A 14397-nucleotide genomic window follows, 5' to 3' on the forward strand; every position below is an offset into this window, starting at 1 on the left:
AGCGGATGCACGTTTGATACGGAGAATGACACCTCTTTTGAGTGGCTGACCCTCGGATGGCTTGCCAAAGTTCTGGTCAACGGTTCCGTCGGGACTCGGCCAAAGACCTCCAGCAGACACCGAATCCGCCCCGGACGCTAGCCGTCTGACGACTTGCCACCCGAACGTGGGGCGCCCACCGTCGCTCCGGCCTTCACCCCGTTGTCCTTCGCACCCGTCGGAGCCTCGAAGGACTCGAGGGCCTCCAGCACGTCCTGCACCCGGGAGATCTCCGCGTTGATGTCCTCGCGGCGCCGCACCAGGATCTCCAGCTCGCGCTTGCCCTCGTCGACGGTGCGCCGGGCCTCCTGGACCGCCTCGGCCTTCAGCTCCTCGGCCTCCCGGACGAGGGTGGCCTTCTTCTGCTCGGCCTCCTTGAGCAGTCCCTCGGCCTTCTTGACGGCGGCGATGCGGACCTTGCCGGCCTCGGAGTTGGCCTCCGACACCAGCTCCTTGGCCTTCGCCTCCGCCTTGGCGAGCTGCTCCTCGGCGGCCTTGATCAGCGCGTCGCAGCGGTCGCCGGCCGACTTCATGGTCTCGGCGGCCTCGCGGCGGGCCCGCTCGTGCAGTTCCTCGATCTCGGAGGTGAGGCGCTCGCGCAGCTCCTCCGCGCGCTCCCTGATGGCGGTCGCGTCCCGGCGGGCGCCGACCAGCAGCTCGTCCGCGTCCGTACGGGCCTTCTCCACCCGGCCGTTGCCCTCGACGGTCGCCTCCGAGACGAGCCGGTCGGCCTCGGTGCGGGCCGCGCCGACCATCGTGTCGGCCTGCGACTCGGCGTCGGCGGTGGTCTTCTGGGCCTGCTGCTGCGCCTCGGTGAGCAGCTTGTCGGCCTCCGCCGTGGTCTCCGTGATGAGCGTGTCGACCTGCTCGGCCGCCTCCGAGCGCCGCTTGTTGGCGTCCTTGCGGGCCTCGTCGAGGGTGCGCTCGGCCTCCTCGCGGGCGGCCGTGGTGACCCGCTCGGCCTCCGCCGCGGCCTCGCCGCGGACCCGGTCCGCCTCGGTACGGATCCGCTCGGCGTGCTGCTGGGCGGAGCCGACGGTGTCGGCGGCCTCGGCCCGTAGCCGCTCCGCCTCCCCGGTGGCGTCCGAGACCAGCTGCTCGGCCCGGGCGTTCGCCTCGGTCCTGACCCGCTCCGCCTCCGCGGTCGTCTCCGTCCGGATCCGGCCGGTATCGGCCACCGTCTCCGTGGTGAGCCGCTCCGCCTCGGAACGCGCCTCGGTGATCAGGGTGTCCGCCTGCGTCGCCGCGTCGGACCTGATGCGGTTGGCGTCCTCACGGGCGTCGGCCCGGGTGCGGGACGCGGCCTGCTCGGCCTCGGCGATCGCGTCGGAGGCCTCGGTGCGCACCCGCTGGGCGTGCTCGGAGACGTCCGCGCGGATCCGGTCGGCCTCCGTGATGGCCTCGGACACCGTCCGCTCGGCCAGCGACTTGGCGGCCTCGGTCTCCTCCTGCGCCTCGTGCCGCAGGCGCCCGGCGTCCTCGCTCGCGCGCTCCCGCTCCGCGTAGGCGTCGGCGCGGACGCGGTCCGCCTCCTCCTCGGCCTCGCGCCGGGTGCGCTCCGCCGCGTGCTCGGCGGCACTGCGCAGCCCGGTGATCTCCTCCTGGGCCTGCTCGTGCAGCCCGGAGACCGACTCCCGCACCTGCTGTGCGTGCTGCTCGGCGGCCGACACCATCTCGGTGGCACGCCGGTCGGCCTCCTCGACCAGCCGGGTCGCCTCGGCCTGCGCCTCCTCCACGCGGTTGCGCGCCGAGGCCAGCAGATCCTCGCTCTGCTCACGGGCCCGCTCGCGCTCCTGGTCGGCCTCCTGCCGGGCGGAGCCGAGCAGTTCCTCGGCCTCGCGGCGGCGCCGGGCGGCCTCCTCCTGGGCGGCGGCCAGCGCCTCGGACGCCTCGGCGGCGATGCGCTCGGCGGCGCTCTGCGCCTCCGCCCGTACCCGGTCGGCGCTGTCCTGCGCCTCCGACTTCAGCCGCTCCGCCTCGTTCGACGCCTCGGAGCGCAGCCGTACGGCGACGGACTCGCCCTCCGCGCGGGAGGCGGAGGCGTCCGCGGCGGCCTCGGTGCGCAGCCGCTCGGCCTCCGTCTCGGCCTGCTGCTGGAGCGCACGGATCCGCTCCGCGGCCTCGGTGCGCAGCCGCTCGCTCTCCTCGGCGGCCTCGCGCCGGATCCGCTCGCCCTCCTCGCGGGCCTCGGACAGCGCCTCCTCGGCGGCGGTGCGGCGCTCCTCGGCCTCGGTGTGCAGCCGCGTCAGCTCGTCGGCGGCCTCCGCCTTGCGGGCCTCGACGGCGCGCTCGGTCTCCTCGCGCAGCTCGCGGGCGGCGCGCTCGGCGTCCGCCTGGAGCTCCTCCACGCGCTCGGCGGCCTCCGCGCGGTGGCGCTCGGCCTCGGCGCGGGTGCGCTCCAGGGTCTCCTCGGCCTGCCGGCGCAGGGTCGTCGCCCGCTCGATGGCCTCGGTGCGGACCTTCTCGCTGTCCGTCGTCGCGGTCTGCCGCAGCTCGTCCGCGTCCGCCTTGGCCTTGGAGAGCAGCTCCTCGGCGGTCTTCGCCGCCTCCTCGATCTGCGCCACGGCCTCCTTGCGGGCCTCGGCGCGGATCTTCTCGCCCTCGGCGACCGCGTCGGCCCGCAGCTGCTCGGCCTCGCCGCGCAGCCGGCGCGCCTCCTCCTGCAGCTCGACCGTCTTGGCGCGGTACTCCTTGGTGTCGTCCTTCGCCGCGCCCTTGAGCTGCTCGGCGATGTCGTGCGCCTCGGCGCGCAGCCGGTCCGCCTCGGCCTCGGCCTCGGTGCGGATCCGCTCGGCCTCCTCGGTGGCGGCCTTCGTGGTCCCCTTGGCGTCCTCGGACGCCTTGTTCAGCACGTCCTCGGCGGTCTTGGCCGCCTTGGACAGCTGGGTGGCCGACTCCTCGGCGGTGAGCGTGCGGGCCTTCTCGGCGGCCTCGGCGACGATCTTCTCGGCCTCGGCGCGGGCGTCGGCGACCAGCTGCTCCGCCTCGGCCCTGGTGGACTCGGCGTCCTTGGTGGCCTCGCCGACCAGCCGGGCGACCTGCTCCTTGGCGGTGCGGGTGCGCTGCTCGTTGGTCGACTCGGCGCCGGAGAGCGCCTTGGCCGCGGCCTCCTTCGCCTCGGCGACCACCTTCTCGGCCTCGGACTGCGCCTTGCGCAGCGCCTCCTCGGCCTCGGACATCCGCTGCTCGGCGGCCCGGCTCAGCTCCTGGACCTGCCGGCGGGTGGAATCCGACTCGGTGGCGGTGGAGCTGCGCAGCTGCTCGGCGTGGTCGGTGGCCTCCTGCGCCTGCGTGGAGGCGGCGTTCAGCAGCCGCTCCGCGTCGGTGCGGGCGCGGCGCAGGATCTGCTCGGCCTCGGTGCGCGCGCTCTCCGCGTCGCTCTGCAGCCGCTGCCGGGCCTCGGAGGTCAGCCGCTCGGCCTCCGTACGGGCCGCGGTCATGGCCTGCTCGGCCTCCGCGCGGGACTCGTCGAGCAGCCGGCGGGCCTGCTGCTCGGTGCGGGCGCGCAGCTGCTCCGCCCAGGCCACGTTCTCGTTGACGTGCGACTCGACGGTCTGCCGGCGCTCGGCCAGCTCCTGGTCAAGCTGCTGGCGGCGGGTCACCGCCTCCTGGTGCAGCTCGGCCTGGAGCCGGGCGGCCTGCTCGGCGTGCTCCTGGAGGATGCGCTGGGTCTGCGCCCGGGCCTGGCTCAGCTCCCGCTCGGCGTCGGAGCGCAGCTGGTCGGCCTGCGTCTGCGCGTTGCGCAGCAACTGCTCGGCCTGGTACCCGATGTCGCCGCCGTCGAAGGCGGGCCGGGACATGATGGTGCGCCGCGCCTCGTGCAACTTGGCGCGCAGCACCTCGACCTGGTAGCCGAGGTCCTCGGCGTGCTGGATCGCCTTTTCCCGCTCGGTCTTCAGCCGCTTCATCTCGGCCTCGAACCGAGAGAGGTGGTCGACGTCAGCCGCCGGCTCTCGCTCCTGGCTCTCGTAGCCCCGCACTGCGCGGTCCCATCCGTCCCCTGGTCGCAAATCTTCCCGAACGGGCTCCGTCCGTCCGCCGAACGGGGCCCCCGGGGAATGGTGTCAGATCAACGGCGGGGCATGTGCTGCTGCCCCGTCGTCCGCCCCCCGAAACACGACCCCGGCGATCCCGTCGTCGCGGACGACAGGACCGGGTCACCCTGGATTGAGCGGCGACCGCACCCAACCCTACCGGCCCTTATGTACGAGGGTCAGTGCTCAGGTGACTCAACGGCCGCCGAAGTGACCAGTTCTGTCAGTACGCCATGGCAGTCCTTGGGGTGCAGGAAGGTGATCCGCGACCCCATCGAACCCCGCCGGGGCTCGTCGTACAGCACGCGTACGCCCTTGTCCCGGATGTCCGCGGCGTCCGCGTCCACGTCCGCCGTGCCGAACGCGATGTGGTGGACGCCCTCGCCGTTCTTCGCCAGCCACTTCCCGACCGCGGAGTCCTCGCGGGTGGGCTCCAGGAGCTGGAGGTAGGAGGCGCCGCCGTCCGACGTATCGTTGATCTTGAGCATGGCCTCGCGGACGCCCTGCTCCTCGTTGACCTCGGTGTGGAACACCTCGAAGCCGTAGGTGGCACGGTAGAACTCGACGGTGGTGTCGAGGTCGTGGCAGGCGATTCCGATGTGGTCGATTCGCGTCAGCATGGATTCAGTGGAGCGCTCCGGAGGTGGTTACGCAACGTGCGCGCGATCACACCGACGGCCGGGTGACGGGCGGGATACCGCTCAGTACATTCGAGTAAACCCTCGTTCACTCCTCGGCCTGTGCGGGCCGGAAAAGGGGATCGCAGCTCATGTCTTCTGGAACTCCTGGAACTCCCGAAACCTCTGGAACGAACGGCACGACCTCCGTCGTCGTCGCGGGTGCCCGCACCCCGATGGGACGGCTGCTCGGCTCGCTGAAGTCCTTCTCCGGGGCCGACCTCGGCGGCTTCGCGATCAAGGCCGCCCTCGACCGTGCCGGGATCGGCGGCGACCAGGTCCAGTACGTGATCATGGGCCAGGTGCTCCAGGCCGGCGCCGGGCAGATCCCCGCCCGCCAGGCCGCCGTCAAGGCCGGCATCCCCATGAGCGTCCCGGCGCTCACCGTCAACAAGGTCTGCCTCTCCGGCCTCGACGCCATCGCCCTCGCCGACCAGCTCATTCGCGCGGGTGAATTCGACGTGATCGTCGCGGGCGGCCAGGAGTCCATGACCAACGCCCCGCACCTGCTGCCGAAGTCCCGCGAGGGCTACAAGTACGGCGCGGTCCAGATGATCGACGCCATGGCGTACGACGGTCTGACCGACTCCTTCGAGAACATCGCCATGGGCGAGTCGACCGAGAAGCACAACACCCGCCTGGGCATCGCGCGGCCCGAGCAGGACGAGATCGCCGCCCTGTCCCACCAGCGCGCCGCCGCCGCCCAGAAGAACGGCGTCTTCGCGGCCGAGATCGCCCCGGTGGAGATCCCGCAGCGCAAGGGCGACCCGGTGCTGTTCAGCGAGGACGAGGGCATCCGCGGCGACACCACCGCCGAGTCGCTCGGCAGGCTGCGCCCCGCGTTCAGCAAGGACGGCACCATCACCGCGGGCTCCGCCTCGCAGATCTCCGACGGCGCGGCGGCCGTGGTCGTGATGAGCAAGGCGAAGGCGCAGGAGCTGGGCCTGGAGTGGATCGCGGAGATCGGCGCGCACGGCAACGTCGCCGGCCCCGACAACTCTTTGCAGTCGCAGCCGTCCAACGCCATCCGGCACGCCCTGAAGAAGGACGGCCTGGAGGTCGGCGACCTGGACCTGATCGAGATCAACGAGGCGTTCGCGGCCGTCGCCGTGCAGTCAATGAAGGACCTCGGCGTATCCACCGAAAAGGTGAACGTCAACGGCGGAGCCATCGCCCTGGGACACCCCATCGGCATGTCCGGCGCCCGCCTGGTGCTCCACCTCGCGCTGGAACTGAAGCGGCGCGGCGGCGGGGTCGGCGCGGCGGCGCTGTGCGGCGGTGGCGGCCAGGGCGACGCGCTGATCCTGCGGGTGCCCAGGGCCTGACCCCCCAGAGTTACGACTTCTCACCGAACGGAGCTGTGATGCAGGACGTCTCCTCACTGGTGGCCCAGGCCAGGGAAGGCCGACCGCGGGCCGTGGCCAGGCTGATCTCTCTGGTGGAGGGGGCGTCCCCGCAGCTCAGGGAGGTCATGGAGGCGCTCGCGCCGTTGACCGGCGGGGCGTACGTGGTCGGTCTGACGGGTTCGCCGGGCGTCGGCAAGTCCACCTCCACCTCGGCGCTGGTGACCGCGTACCGCAAGCAGGGCAAGCGGGTCGGCGTCCTCGCCGTCGACCCGTCCTCCCCCTTCTCCGGCGGCGCGCTGCTCGGCGACCGGGTCCGGATGTCGGAGCACGCGTCCGACCCGGGCGTCTACATCCGCTCGATGGCGACCCGCGGCCACCTCGGCGGCCTTGCCTGGGCGGCGCCGCAGGCCATCCGCGTCCTGGACGCCGCGGGCTGCGAGGTGATCCTGGTCGAGACGGTCGGCGTCGGCCAGTCCGAGGTCGAGATCGCCTCGCAGGCCGACACCTCCGTCGTACTCCTGGCCCCCGGCATGGGCGACGGCATCCAGGCGGCCAAGGCCGGCATCCTCGAGATCGGCGACGTCTACGTCGTCAACAAGGCCGACCGGGACGGCGCCGACGCCACCGCCCGCGAGCTGAACCACATGCTCGGACTCGGCGAGGCCCGCGCCGCCGGCGACTGGCGCCCGCCCATCGTCAAGACCGTCGCCGCCCGCGGCGAGGGCGTCGACGAGGTCGTCGAGGCGCTGGAGAAGCACCGCGCGTGGATGGAGGAGCGTGACGTCCTCTCCGAACGCCGCCGTGCCCGCGCCGCCCGCGAGGTCGAGACCATCGCCGTCACCACTCTGCGCGAACGCATCGGCGACCTGCACGGCGACCGCCGCCTCGGCGCCCTTGCGGAACGCATCGTGGCGGGCGAACTCGACCCCTACCGCGCGGCGGACGAACTCGTGGCCGGACTGACCCGGGGCTGACCGGGCGCGGTCGGGATTCTGGCGAGGGGCTTCTCTCGCCCCCGTCGACCCTTCCCGTTCCCGACCCTGGGGGCTCTGCCCCCCGTTTCCGGGCCCGGCCCGGTGCCTGCCGCCTGGTGCAACACGGCCTTGAATCCTCCCCTCCCTGAAGGGAGGGGATTCCTGGCTCAGGCTGCCTCCTGGAGCGGCGCTCCAGGAGGTCTTCGGCCTTCGGCGCCAGCCGGGTTGAGACCAGCCCGGAGGAGCATGACGCGTGCGGAGTTCTTGTCCCTGGGGGATGCGGTTCCGGAGGCGGTGCAGGTGTGGGTGCGTTCACCCAGCGGCAGTGCGTGCTTGGCTCTCGCTCCGCACCGCGCGCAGTCCATCGTGGTGTACGCGGGGTGGACCAGGCGGATGTCCCGCCCGTGTTTGCGTCCCATCTCGATCAGGGCGGCCTTGGTGGCGCCGATGGCGGCGTCCGCCGCCTTGCGGGCCATCGTGGACTTGGCCAGGAACTTCGGCCGGAAGTCCTCGACCGCGACGGCATCATGGTCACGGGCCACCTTCTTCGCCCACTTGCGGCCGGTGTCCTCACGCTGCCTCGCGACCTTCTTGTGGGCCTTCGCCCGCAGCTTCTTCGCTGTCCGGTAGCCCCTCGACCCGGACGTCCCCTTCTTCGGCCTGCGGCGGGCCATCATCCGGTCGTAGCGGGCCAGCCTCACCCGGGCCTTCCCGCCGTGCTCGGGGTGCGGCAGGTCGTGTGCGTCGGATGTCGTGGTCGCCGTCTCCCGCACACCCCAGTCGACGCCGAGGACCCGGCCGGTCTTCGGCAGGGGCTGGACCTGGGCCGGGACGACGAACGAGGCGTACCAGTGTCCGAGGCTGTCCTGGTACACGCGCACCGAGGACGGCTCGCCCGGCAGCCCCCGCGACCACACCACCGACACGACGATGCCGCCCGCCAGGTGCAACCGGCCGTCCTTCAGCCGGAACCCGCGCCGGGTGTAGTTCAGCGCCGCCAGTGCCTCGCGCCTGGTCTTCCATGTGGGCATCCCGGCCCGGCGCGCCACGGGCAGACGCCCGGCGATGTCCTGCTGCGCCTTGGCGCGGGAGCGGCCGAAGTCGCGGATGATCTGCTGCTGGGGAACGCACGAGCCCTCCCGCAGCCACGGCGTACGGGCGCGGGCCCCGGTCAGCATCCTGTCCAGCTGCGCCGGGCCGCACGTGGTCTTCTCGCCGGTCGCCCTGTTGTGCAGGTGCACGGCCCTGGACTTGGCGACGCACTCGTTCCACAGCCAGCGGCACCGGCCCCACTCCGCCTCCAGAGCGGTACGGGCAGTCGACGACACCCGCAACCGGTACGTGTACCGGGCATGCCCGCCCTCCGCCCCCGCCCCCGACTGCAACATCCCGCCCCCCTTCACGACCGCGGCCAGGACACCGTGCCGTCCCCAACCCCTGCGAAGGACCATACGTACGACAGCCGCACACACACCCGCCGATCCCGCGACCGCCACCCCAACCAGCGACTGCGGGCACGCACGTTCGCATTGCCTTTGGTTATGCCAGCAGTAACACGAACGCTCCGTCCCGGAAGCGGGCTGTGGCGACGTTGCCGGTCTGCTTCGATGTCCGGCACGGTCGCCGTGGCGGCGGCGCTGGTGCCGGGCCGGCGCCGCCGCGGTGGATCTGCCGAGCGGGTGGGGCCGCTCAGTCGTCGTCCGAGTCGGCCGTGACCTTGCCGGTCTTCAGGTCGACCCGCCAGTCCTGCTCGCCCTTGCCGGTGGTGCGGGTCTCGACCTCCCAGGCCGCCCTGCCGTCGCCGTCGTCCTCGTCGTCCAGGTCCACGGAGGTCACCGTGCCCTTGCCGGCGGCGGCCCGCGCCGCCTCGGCCGCGTTGACGGAGGTGCCCTTGAGGGCGGCGCGCACCTCGGCCGTGTCGTCCTCGTCGTCGGTGTGCGAGCCGAGGACCTTGCCGGAGGCCGGGTCGATCCGGACGCTGTGCCAAGTGCCGTCGCCGGAGAGGACGTCGACCTCCCAGACGGCACGCTCACGGCGGTCGTCGCCGTCGTCGTCTCCGTCGTCGTCCTCGTCGTCCAGCTCGGCGGAGACGGCGGTGCCCAGAGTGTCCCGCAGCGCGGAGGCGATGGCGTCGGCCGCCATCACCTTCGCGGAGGACACGCGGGCGGTGTCGCCGCGGTCGTTCTCGCCCCGGTCGTCGGACTCGTCCCGTACGCCGCCGTCGTCGGACACGCTCACGTCCGCCTTGGGCGCCGTCCCGCGGCCGTCGTCCCCTGTGGTCGCCAGAGCCGTCGCCGTACCGCCTCCGACCAGTGCGGCGGCGGTGACGGCGGCGATCACGATGTTGCGCTTCATGCGAGTTCCTTCCAAGTCGTCCGGAGTCCAGTCGTTTTCGACGTCCTCACTGTCGCGGACCGACGCTGAGCCCAGGCTGAAGCCGCCTGAAGGGATCTTCAGCTTGGGTTTGCCACTCTGTAGCCATGCGCCTGTTGATCGTGGAGGACGAGAAGCGTCTCGCCGTGTCGCTCGCCAAGGGCCTCACCGCGGAGGGCTACGCCGTGGACGTCGTCCACGACGGACTGGAGGGTCTGCACCGCGCCGGTGAGGGCACGTACGACCTCGTCATCCTCGACATCATGCTGCCCGGCCTCAACGGCTACCGCGTCTGCGCCGCCCTGCGCGCCGCCGGGCACGACGTGCCGATCCTGATGCTCACCGCCAAGGACGGCGAGTACGACGAGGCGGAGGGCCTCGACACGGGCGCGGACGACTACCTCACCAAGCCCTTCTCGTACGTCGTCCTCGTCGCCAGGGTGAAGGCCCTGCTGCGGCGGCGGGCGCAGGGCGGCGGGGCCTCGCCCGTGCACGTACACGGTGATCTGAAGGTCGACACCGCCGCCCGCCGGGTGTTCCTCGGCGAGAGCGAAGTCACCCTCACCGCCAAGGAGTTCGCCGTCCTCGAGGAGCTGGTGGTGCGGGCCGGGCAGGTGGTGTCCAAGGCGGAGATCCTGGAGCACGTCTGGGACTTCGCCTACGACGGCGACCCCAACATCGTCGAGGTGTACGTCAGCGCGCTGCGGCGCAAGCTGCGCGCCGGGCTCATCCGGACCGTGCGCGGCGCCGGCTACCGGCTGGAGAGCGGGCGATGAGCCGCCTCTTCGCCTCGGTGCGGGCCCGCGCCACGCTCGCCGCGACCCTCGTGGTCGCCGTCGCCCTCGTCGCCGCCGGCACGGCCGTCCTGCTGTCCCTGCGCTCCAACCTGCTCGGCGAGGCGGGCACCCAGGCGGAGCGCTCCGCGCGGGAGGTCGCGACGGAGCTGGCCGTCGGGACGCCGTACGGCGACCTGTCGCTGGACGTGGACGACCGCCCGGTGCAGGTCGTCGACGAGGACGGCGCGCTGGTCGCCGCCAGCGAGGACCTGGAGCGGATCACCGGCACCGGCGTAGACACGGTGAAGCCGCAGCCGGCCGCCTCCCGGGACAAGGAGGACGCCGACGACGATGACGATGACGATGCCGGGGAGTCCCTCGAACCCGGTGAGATCGGTGAGCGGACCACCGTCAGCGACGGCTCGGCGACCATCGACGGCGACACGGAGGACTACCGCTTCGCCGCCGTACCCGTGGAGAGCGACGACCGGGGCCGGCTCACCGTCTACGCGGGTGCCCCGCTGTCCGCCGAGCACGGCGCCGTGAACACCGCGCTGACCGTCATGCTGATCGGCTTCCCGGTGCTGCTCGCGGTCGTCGCGTGGGTGACCTGGCTGGTCACCCGGCGTGCGCTGCGCCCGGTGGAGGGCATCCGGCGGGAGCTGGCCGCGATCACCGCCAGCGAGGACCTGGCGCGCCGCGTCCCGGTGCCGGGCACCCACGACGAGGTGGCCAGGCTCGCCTCGACCACCAACGAGACGCTGACCGCCCTGGAGTCCTCGGTGGAGCGGCAGCGCAGGTTCGTCGCCGACGCCTCGCACGAGCTGCGCAGCCCGATCGCCTCCCTGCGCACCCAGCTGGAGGTGGCCGCCGCCCACCCCGAGCTGCTGGACCTCGACGGCGCCGTGGAGGACACCGTGCGGCTGCAGCGGCTCGCCGCCGACCTGCTGCTGCTGGCCCGGCTGGACGCGGGGGAGCGGCCCGCCGACGCACGGGTCGACCTGGTGGCGCTCGCGCGGGAGGAGGCCGAGGGCCGCACCGGGGTCGGTGTGCGGGCCGAGGGCGCGGTGCACGTGGCCGGCTCGCGCGGGCAGCTGGGACGGGTGCTGGCCAACCTGCTGGACAACGCCCGGCGGCACGCCCGCTCGGCGGTGGAGGTGTCCGTGCGCCGGGAGGGCGACCTGGCCGTGGTCGCGGTGGCCGACGACGGGGACGGTGTGCCGGCGGCCGACCGGGAGCGGATCTTCGAACGGTTCGTCCGGCTCGACGCCGCCCGCAGCCGCGACGACGGCGGCGCCGGTCTCGGGCTGGCCATCGCCCGCGACGTCGCCGTACGGCACGGTGGCACGCTCACGGTGCGGGACGCACCGGCAGGCGGCGCCCTGTTCGAGCTCCGCCTGCCGGGTGCCTAGGCCTTCATGGCATTGGCGCGGGGTACGTGATCAGGGTCGTGATCAGGGACGTCCCCGCTGTCCGCGCAGGTGTTCCGCGATGGGCTTGAGCGCCTTGTCCAGCTCCGTCAGGGTCTCGGGCGCCAGCAGGTCGATGAAGTGCCTGCGGACGGATGCCACGTGGTGCGGCGCGACCTTCCGCATCGTCTCCATGCCGTGCTCGGTGAGGACGGCGAAGAGCCCACGGCGGTCGGACTCGCAGTTCTCCCGCCGGACCAGGTTCGCGTTCTCCATGCGGGTGATCTGGTGGGACAGGCGGCTCTTGGACTGCATCGTGGCGGTGGCCAGGTCGCTCATCCGCATCCGGTCGTCCTCGGACTCGGAGAGGTTCACCAGGATCTCGTAGTCGTTCATTGTCAGGCCGAACGGCTGCAGGTCCTTCTCGAGCTGGTGCGTCAACAGCCTGTTGACCTCCAGGTGGGTGCGCCAAGCACACTGCTCCGTATCGGTCAGCCAGCGGGTGGCCGTCTCGGTCTCCATGAATGAAGTCTACCTAAAAGGTTGAAAGGCGAACTAGTGAGGGGTTTTCCGTGACGGTGACGGTGCGCACGCGTTCGATGTCACACTCCGCAGATTACCGCTCACAGCCCGAAGCGGCGCTGGAGGTCCCCCAGCTGTCCGGGAAGCCCCGGTACCCCGGACCGGCCTCCCTGCGCCCCGGAAGCCCCGCCTCCGGGTACTCCGGCCTGCTGCGGCGGAGCCCCCACGGCCTGCTCCGCCATCAGCGCCTCGCTCGACTGAAGCAGCACCGTGCCCGCTCCCACGAACTCGAACTGGTGCTCCTCGCCGGAGGCCCCGCCGAGCCCCGTCATCGCACGTAGACCGCCCAGCAGGCCGGTCATGTACCCGTGGTCGTAGTGGTGGCACGGCGACGGGCAGTCGGCCCAGCCGACCAGGGCCTGCGGGTCCACCCGGATCGGCGGTTCCATGAACACCACCGGACCGTTCGACGCGGCCACGAACTTTCCGGTTCCGATGAGTGTCAGAAAACCCGGCACGATCGACTGCTTGAGCGCGAGACTTGGCTGAAAAGCGAGCAAGTTGCCCGAGCGAATGGTCAGGTTGCCCTCCGCAAGGTCATACGAATTCACGTCGAAGGCCCGGTCGGCGAGGAGCATCTTGCCCGAACCCTCCGCCACGACCCAGTCGCTCGCGTGCAGTGGCGAATGGAACGACGTACGCACCAGACGGTCCAGCCGGCCGTGCCCGATGCCGTTGAAATCGATCGTCCCGTAGTAGGCGATCATCTTCCCCTTCTGCAGGAACCACTGGCTCCCCTTGAGCTCCACGCAGAAGGTGTACGCGTTGACGTTGTCGTCGGCCGGCAGCGTCGCCGGGTCGTGGTGGACCGTGCTCACAGCTTCTCCTCCGACGCCTGGACGAACACCGTGCCGCTGCCGCTCAGCTCCAGCTGGAACGCCTCGCCGGAGCCGCGCCCCACCATGTCCCGCCAGCCCAGGGCGGTGGACAGCTTGTTGCGTACGTCGCCGTGGTGGGCGACATACGCCTGCGGGTCGACGCGCACCGGGCGCTGCGGGGTGATGGGCACCTCGAAGACGCCCCCGTGGGCCATCACGGCCACCGAGCCGTGGCCCTTGAGGGTGGTGGTGAACAGCCCCTGGCCGCTGACCTGGCCGCGCACCATGCCCATGACCCCGCCCTGCGAGCCGAGGAACACCGTGCCCTGCTCCAGGGTGCCCTCGAAGGCGAGGAGGCGGTCCGCCTCGACGTACAGGGTGTCGCCCGACAGGTTGATCACCTGGATGTGGTGACCGCCGTGCCCGAAGAACACCGTGCCGCTGCCCTCGACGGTCATCAGCGGCGTGTCCTCGTTGGCCACCCGGCGTCCGATCATCGACATGACGCCGCCCTGGCCGCCGCGCAGGTTGGGGGTGAAGGACACCTCGCCCTGGTAGGCGAGCATGGCGCCGCGCTGACTGAACAGCCGCTGCCCGGGTGCGACGGTCGCCTGGACCATCTTGGAGTTGATCTCCTGGAAGGCCATGGTCAGACATCCCCCGCGATCGTGTTCCGCTCGCTCGGCTGCACGTACACCAGTCCGTCGCCCTCGAAGCGGATCTGGAAGGCCTCCCCGCCGCCCTCCCCGAACAGCGTGCGGAACGTCACACCCGACTGGAAGGACTGCCGCAGGTTCCCCTGGTGCGCGACGTACGCGCCCGGGTCGACGGTCAGCGGGTACTGCGCGCTGACCCGCAGCACCACCGCGGGACCGTCGGACATGATCGCCGCCTGCCCGTGCCCCTCGATCGTCGTGGTGAACAGCCCGTTGCCCTGGGACGCGCCGCGCGTGCCCGTGAAACTCGTGCCGGTCCGCAGCCCGGCGTCCGCCGCCAGGAAGTTGCTCGACTCGACGAACAGCTTGTCGCCCCGCAGCCCCACCAGGTTGATCTCCGAGGCCCGGTCCGCGAACCAGCAGGTCCCCTGCCCCTTCACCTCCATCACCGTCATCTGCTCGCCGGTGATCCGCCGGGTCACCATGCCCCGGATGCCCTCACCGCCGCCGCTCAGCTTCTTGAAGGCCATCTCCCCGTCGTACGCGACCATCGAGCCGTTCTTCGCCTTCACGGCGTCTCCGGTCATGTCGACGGCGAGTACCTTGCTGCCTTGAAGTCGGAACATCGCCACAAATGCGACCGTAGCCGTCGGCCGGGCGCTCCGACAGTACTTCCGGGCGCGCTGCGACCCCCTCGCCCGGGCGCGCCGGGG

12 protein-coding genes are annotated in these 14397 nt (G+C 72.0%); 4 read left to right on the forward strand and 8 right to left on the reverse strand.

Translation table 11 applies throughout. From position 1 onward, the window contains the following. Positions 1 to 137 precede the first annotated feature (137 nt). Together scy and mce are read right to left on the reverse strand one after the other, a co-directional pair. Positions 138 to 4019 (reverse strand): polarized growth protein Scy, encoded by a 3882-nt coding sequence (gene scy, locus ACGH7X_RS26875; protein ID WP_399889064.1) that lies wholly within the window; start codon positions 4017 to 4019, stop codon positions 138 to 140. Between the two features lie 233 nt (positions 4020 to 4252). Then, the gene (gene mce, locus ACGH7X_RS26880) at positions 4253 to 4693 is read right to left on the reverse strand and encodes a methylmalonyl-CoA epimerase (RefSeq protein ID WP_399889067.1); all 441 of its coding nucleotides are present in this window, start codon (positions 4691 to 4693) and stop codon (positions 4253 to 4255) included. Positions 4694 to 4842: 149 nt separating this feature from the next. Here mce and ACGH7X_RS26885 point away from each other — a divergent pair, with 149 nt between their 5' ends. Together ACGH7X_RS26885 and meaB are read left to right on the forward strand one after the other, a co-directional pair. Continuing rightward, the gene (locus ACGH7X_RS26885; protein WP_399889071.1) at positions 4843 to 6075 is read left to right on the forward strand and encodes an acetyl-CoA C-acetyltransferase; all 1233 of its coding nucleotides are present in this window, start codon (positions 4843 to 4845) and stop codon (positions 6073 to 6075) included. Between the two features lie 38 nt (positions 6076 to 6113). Beyond that, positions 6114 to 7070: a methylmalonyl Co-A mutase-associated GTPase MeaB gene (meaB, locus tag ACGH7X_RS26890; protein WP_399889074.1), complete on the forward strand. Its 957-nt coding sequence runs from the start codon at positions 6114 to 6116 to the stop codon at positions 7068 to 7070. 167 nt (positions 7071 to 7237) lie between these two features. On the opposite strand, the gene ACGH7X_RS26895 is transcribed toward meaB, so the two are convergent. Then, complete coding sequence (locus ACGH7X_RS26895) at positions 7238 to 8458, reverse strand: RNA-guided endonuclease InsQ/TnpB family protein (protein WP_399889077.1); 1221 nt, start codon at positions 8456 to 8458, stop codon at positions 7238 to 7240. A gap of 301 nt (positions 8459 to 8759) precedes the next feature. Next, the gene (locus ACGH7X_RS26900) at positions 8760 to 9425 is read right to left on the reverse strand and encodes a PepSY domain-containing protein (RefSeq protein ID WP_399889080.1); all 666 of its coding nucleotides are present in this window, start codon (positions 9423 to 9425) and stop codon (positions 8760 to 8762) included. A gap of 125 nt (positions 9426 to 9550) precedes the next feature. Between ACGH7X_RS26900 and ACGH7X_RS26905 the strand changes: the two genes are divergently transcribed. Beyond that, positions 9551 to 10219 carry a response regulator transcription factor gene (locus ACGH7X_RS26905; protein WP_399889083.1) on the forward strand — a complete coding sequence of 223 codons (669 nt, stop codon included), beginning with the start codon at positions 9551 to 9553 and terminating at the stop codon, positions 10217 to 10219. After that, a complete protein-coding gene (locus ACGH7X_RS26910; RefSeq protein ID WP_399889086.1) occupies positions 10216 to 11631 on the forward strand; it encodes a sensor histidine kinase in 1416 nt (471 codons plus the stop codon). Before ACGH7X_RS26905 ends, ACGH7X_RS26910 begins: the two co-directional genes overlap by 4 nt. A gap of 42 nt (positions 11632 to 11673) precedes the next feature. Here the strand turns inward: ACGH7X_RS26910 and ACGH7X_RS26915 are convergent, their stop codons facing one another. From ACGH7X_RS26915 to ACGH7X_RS26930, 4 genes are all read right to left on the reverse strand, one after another. After that, positions 11674 to 12150 carry a MarR family winged helix-turn-helix transcriptional regulator gene (locus tag ACGH7X_RS26915; RefSeq protein WP_399889089.1) on the reverse strand — a complete coding sequence of 159 codons (477 nt, stop codon included), beginning with the start codon at positions 12148 to 12150 and terminating at the stop codon, positions 11674 to 11676. A 101-nt stretch (positions 12151 to 12251) separates the two neighbouring features. Further along, positions 12252 to 13028, reverse strand: coding sequence for an AIM24 family protein (locus ACGH7X_RS26920; RefSeq protein WP_399889092.1), 777 nt, complete (start codon positions 13026 to 13028; stop codon positions 12252 to 12254). Further along, entirely contained in the window at positions 13025 to 13675 is a 651-nt protein-coding gene (locus ACGH7X_RS26925) for an AIM24 family protein (RefSeq protein ID WP_399889095.1), read from the reverse strand. The genes ACGH7X_RS26920 and ACGH7X_RS26925 overlap by 4 nt, the downstream gene beginning before the upstream one ends. Before the next feature lie 2 nt (positions 13676 to 13677). Continuing rightward, positions 13678 to 14310 carry an AIM24 family protein gene (locus ACGH7X_RS26930; protein ID WP_399889098.1) on the reverse strand — a complete coding sequence of 211 codons (633 nt, stop codon included), beginning with the start codon at positions 14308 to 14310 and terminating at the stop codon, positions 13678 to 13680. Between the last annotated feature and the right edge of the window lie 87 nt (positions 14311 to 14397).

The organism is Streptomyces sp. BBFR51 (assembly GCF_044591655.1).
GTDB lineage: Bacteria > Actinomycetota > Actinomycetes > Streptomycetales > Streptomycetaceae > Streptomyces.

Excerpts from the sequence above, each read along its gene's own strand:
- ACGH7X_RS26925 (WP_399889095.1), bottom strand. The coding sequence starts at position 13,675 with ATGGCCTTCCAGGAGATCAACTCCAAGATGGTCCAGGCGACCGTCGCA.
- meaB (WP_399889074.1), top strand. The coding sequence starts at position 6,114 with ATGCAGGACGTCTCCTCACTGGTGGCCCAGGCCAGGGAAGGCCGACCG.
- ACGH7X_RS26885 (WP_399889071.1), top strand. The coding sequence starts at position 4,843 with ATGTCTTCTGGAACTCCTGGAACTCCCGAAACCTCTGGAACGAACGGC.
- ACGH7X_RS26905 (WP_399889083.1), top strand. The coding sequence starts at position 9,551 with ATGCGCCTGTTGATCGTGGAGGACGAGAAGCGTCTCGCCGTGTCGCTC.
- ACGH7X_RS26895 (WP_399889077.1), bottom strand. The coding sequence starts at position 8,458 with ATGTTGCAGTCGGGGGCGGGGGCGGAGGGCGGGCATGCCCGGTACACG.
- ACGH7X_RS26930 (WP_399889098.1), bottom strand. The coding sequence starts at position 14,310 with ATGTTCCGACTTCAAGGCAGCAAGGTACTCGCCGTCGACATGACCGGA.
- ACGH7X_RS26910 (WP_399889086.1), top strand. The coding sequence starts at position 10,216 with ATGAGCCGCCTCTTCGCCTCGGTGCGGGCCCGCGCCACGCTCGCCGCG.
- mce (WP_399889067.1), bottom strand. The coding sequence starts at position 4,693 with ATGCTGACGCGAATCGACCACATCGGAATCGCCTGCCACGACCTCGAC.
- ACGH7X_RS26915 (WP_399889089.1), bottom strand. The coding sequence starts at position 12,150 with ATGGAGACCGAGACGGCCACCCGCTGGCTGACCGATACGGAGCAGTGT.
- ACGH7X_RS26900 (WP_399889080.1), bottom strand. The coding sequence starts at position 9,425 with ATGAAGCGCAACATCGTGATCGCCGCCGTCACCGCCGCCGCACTGGTC.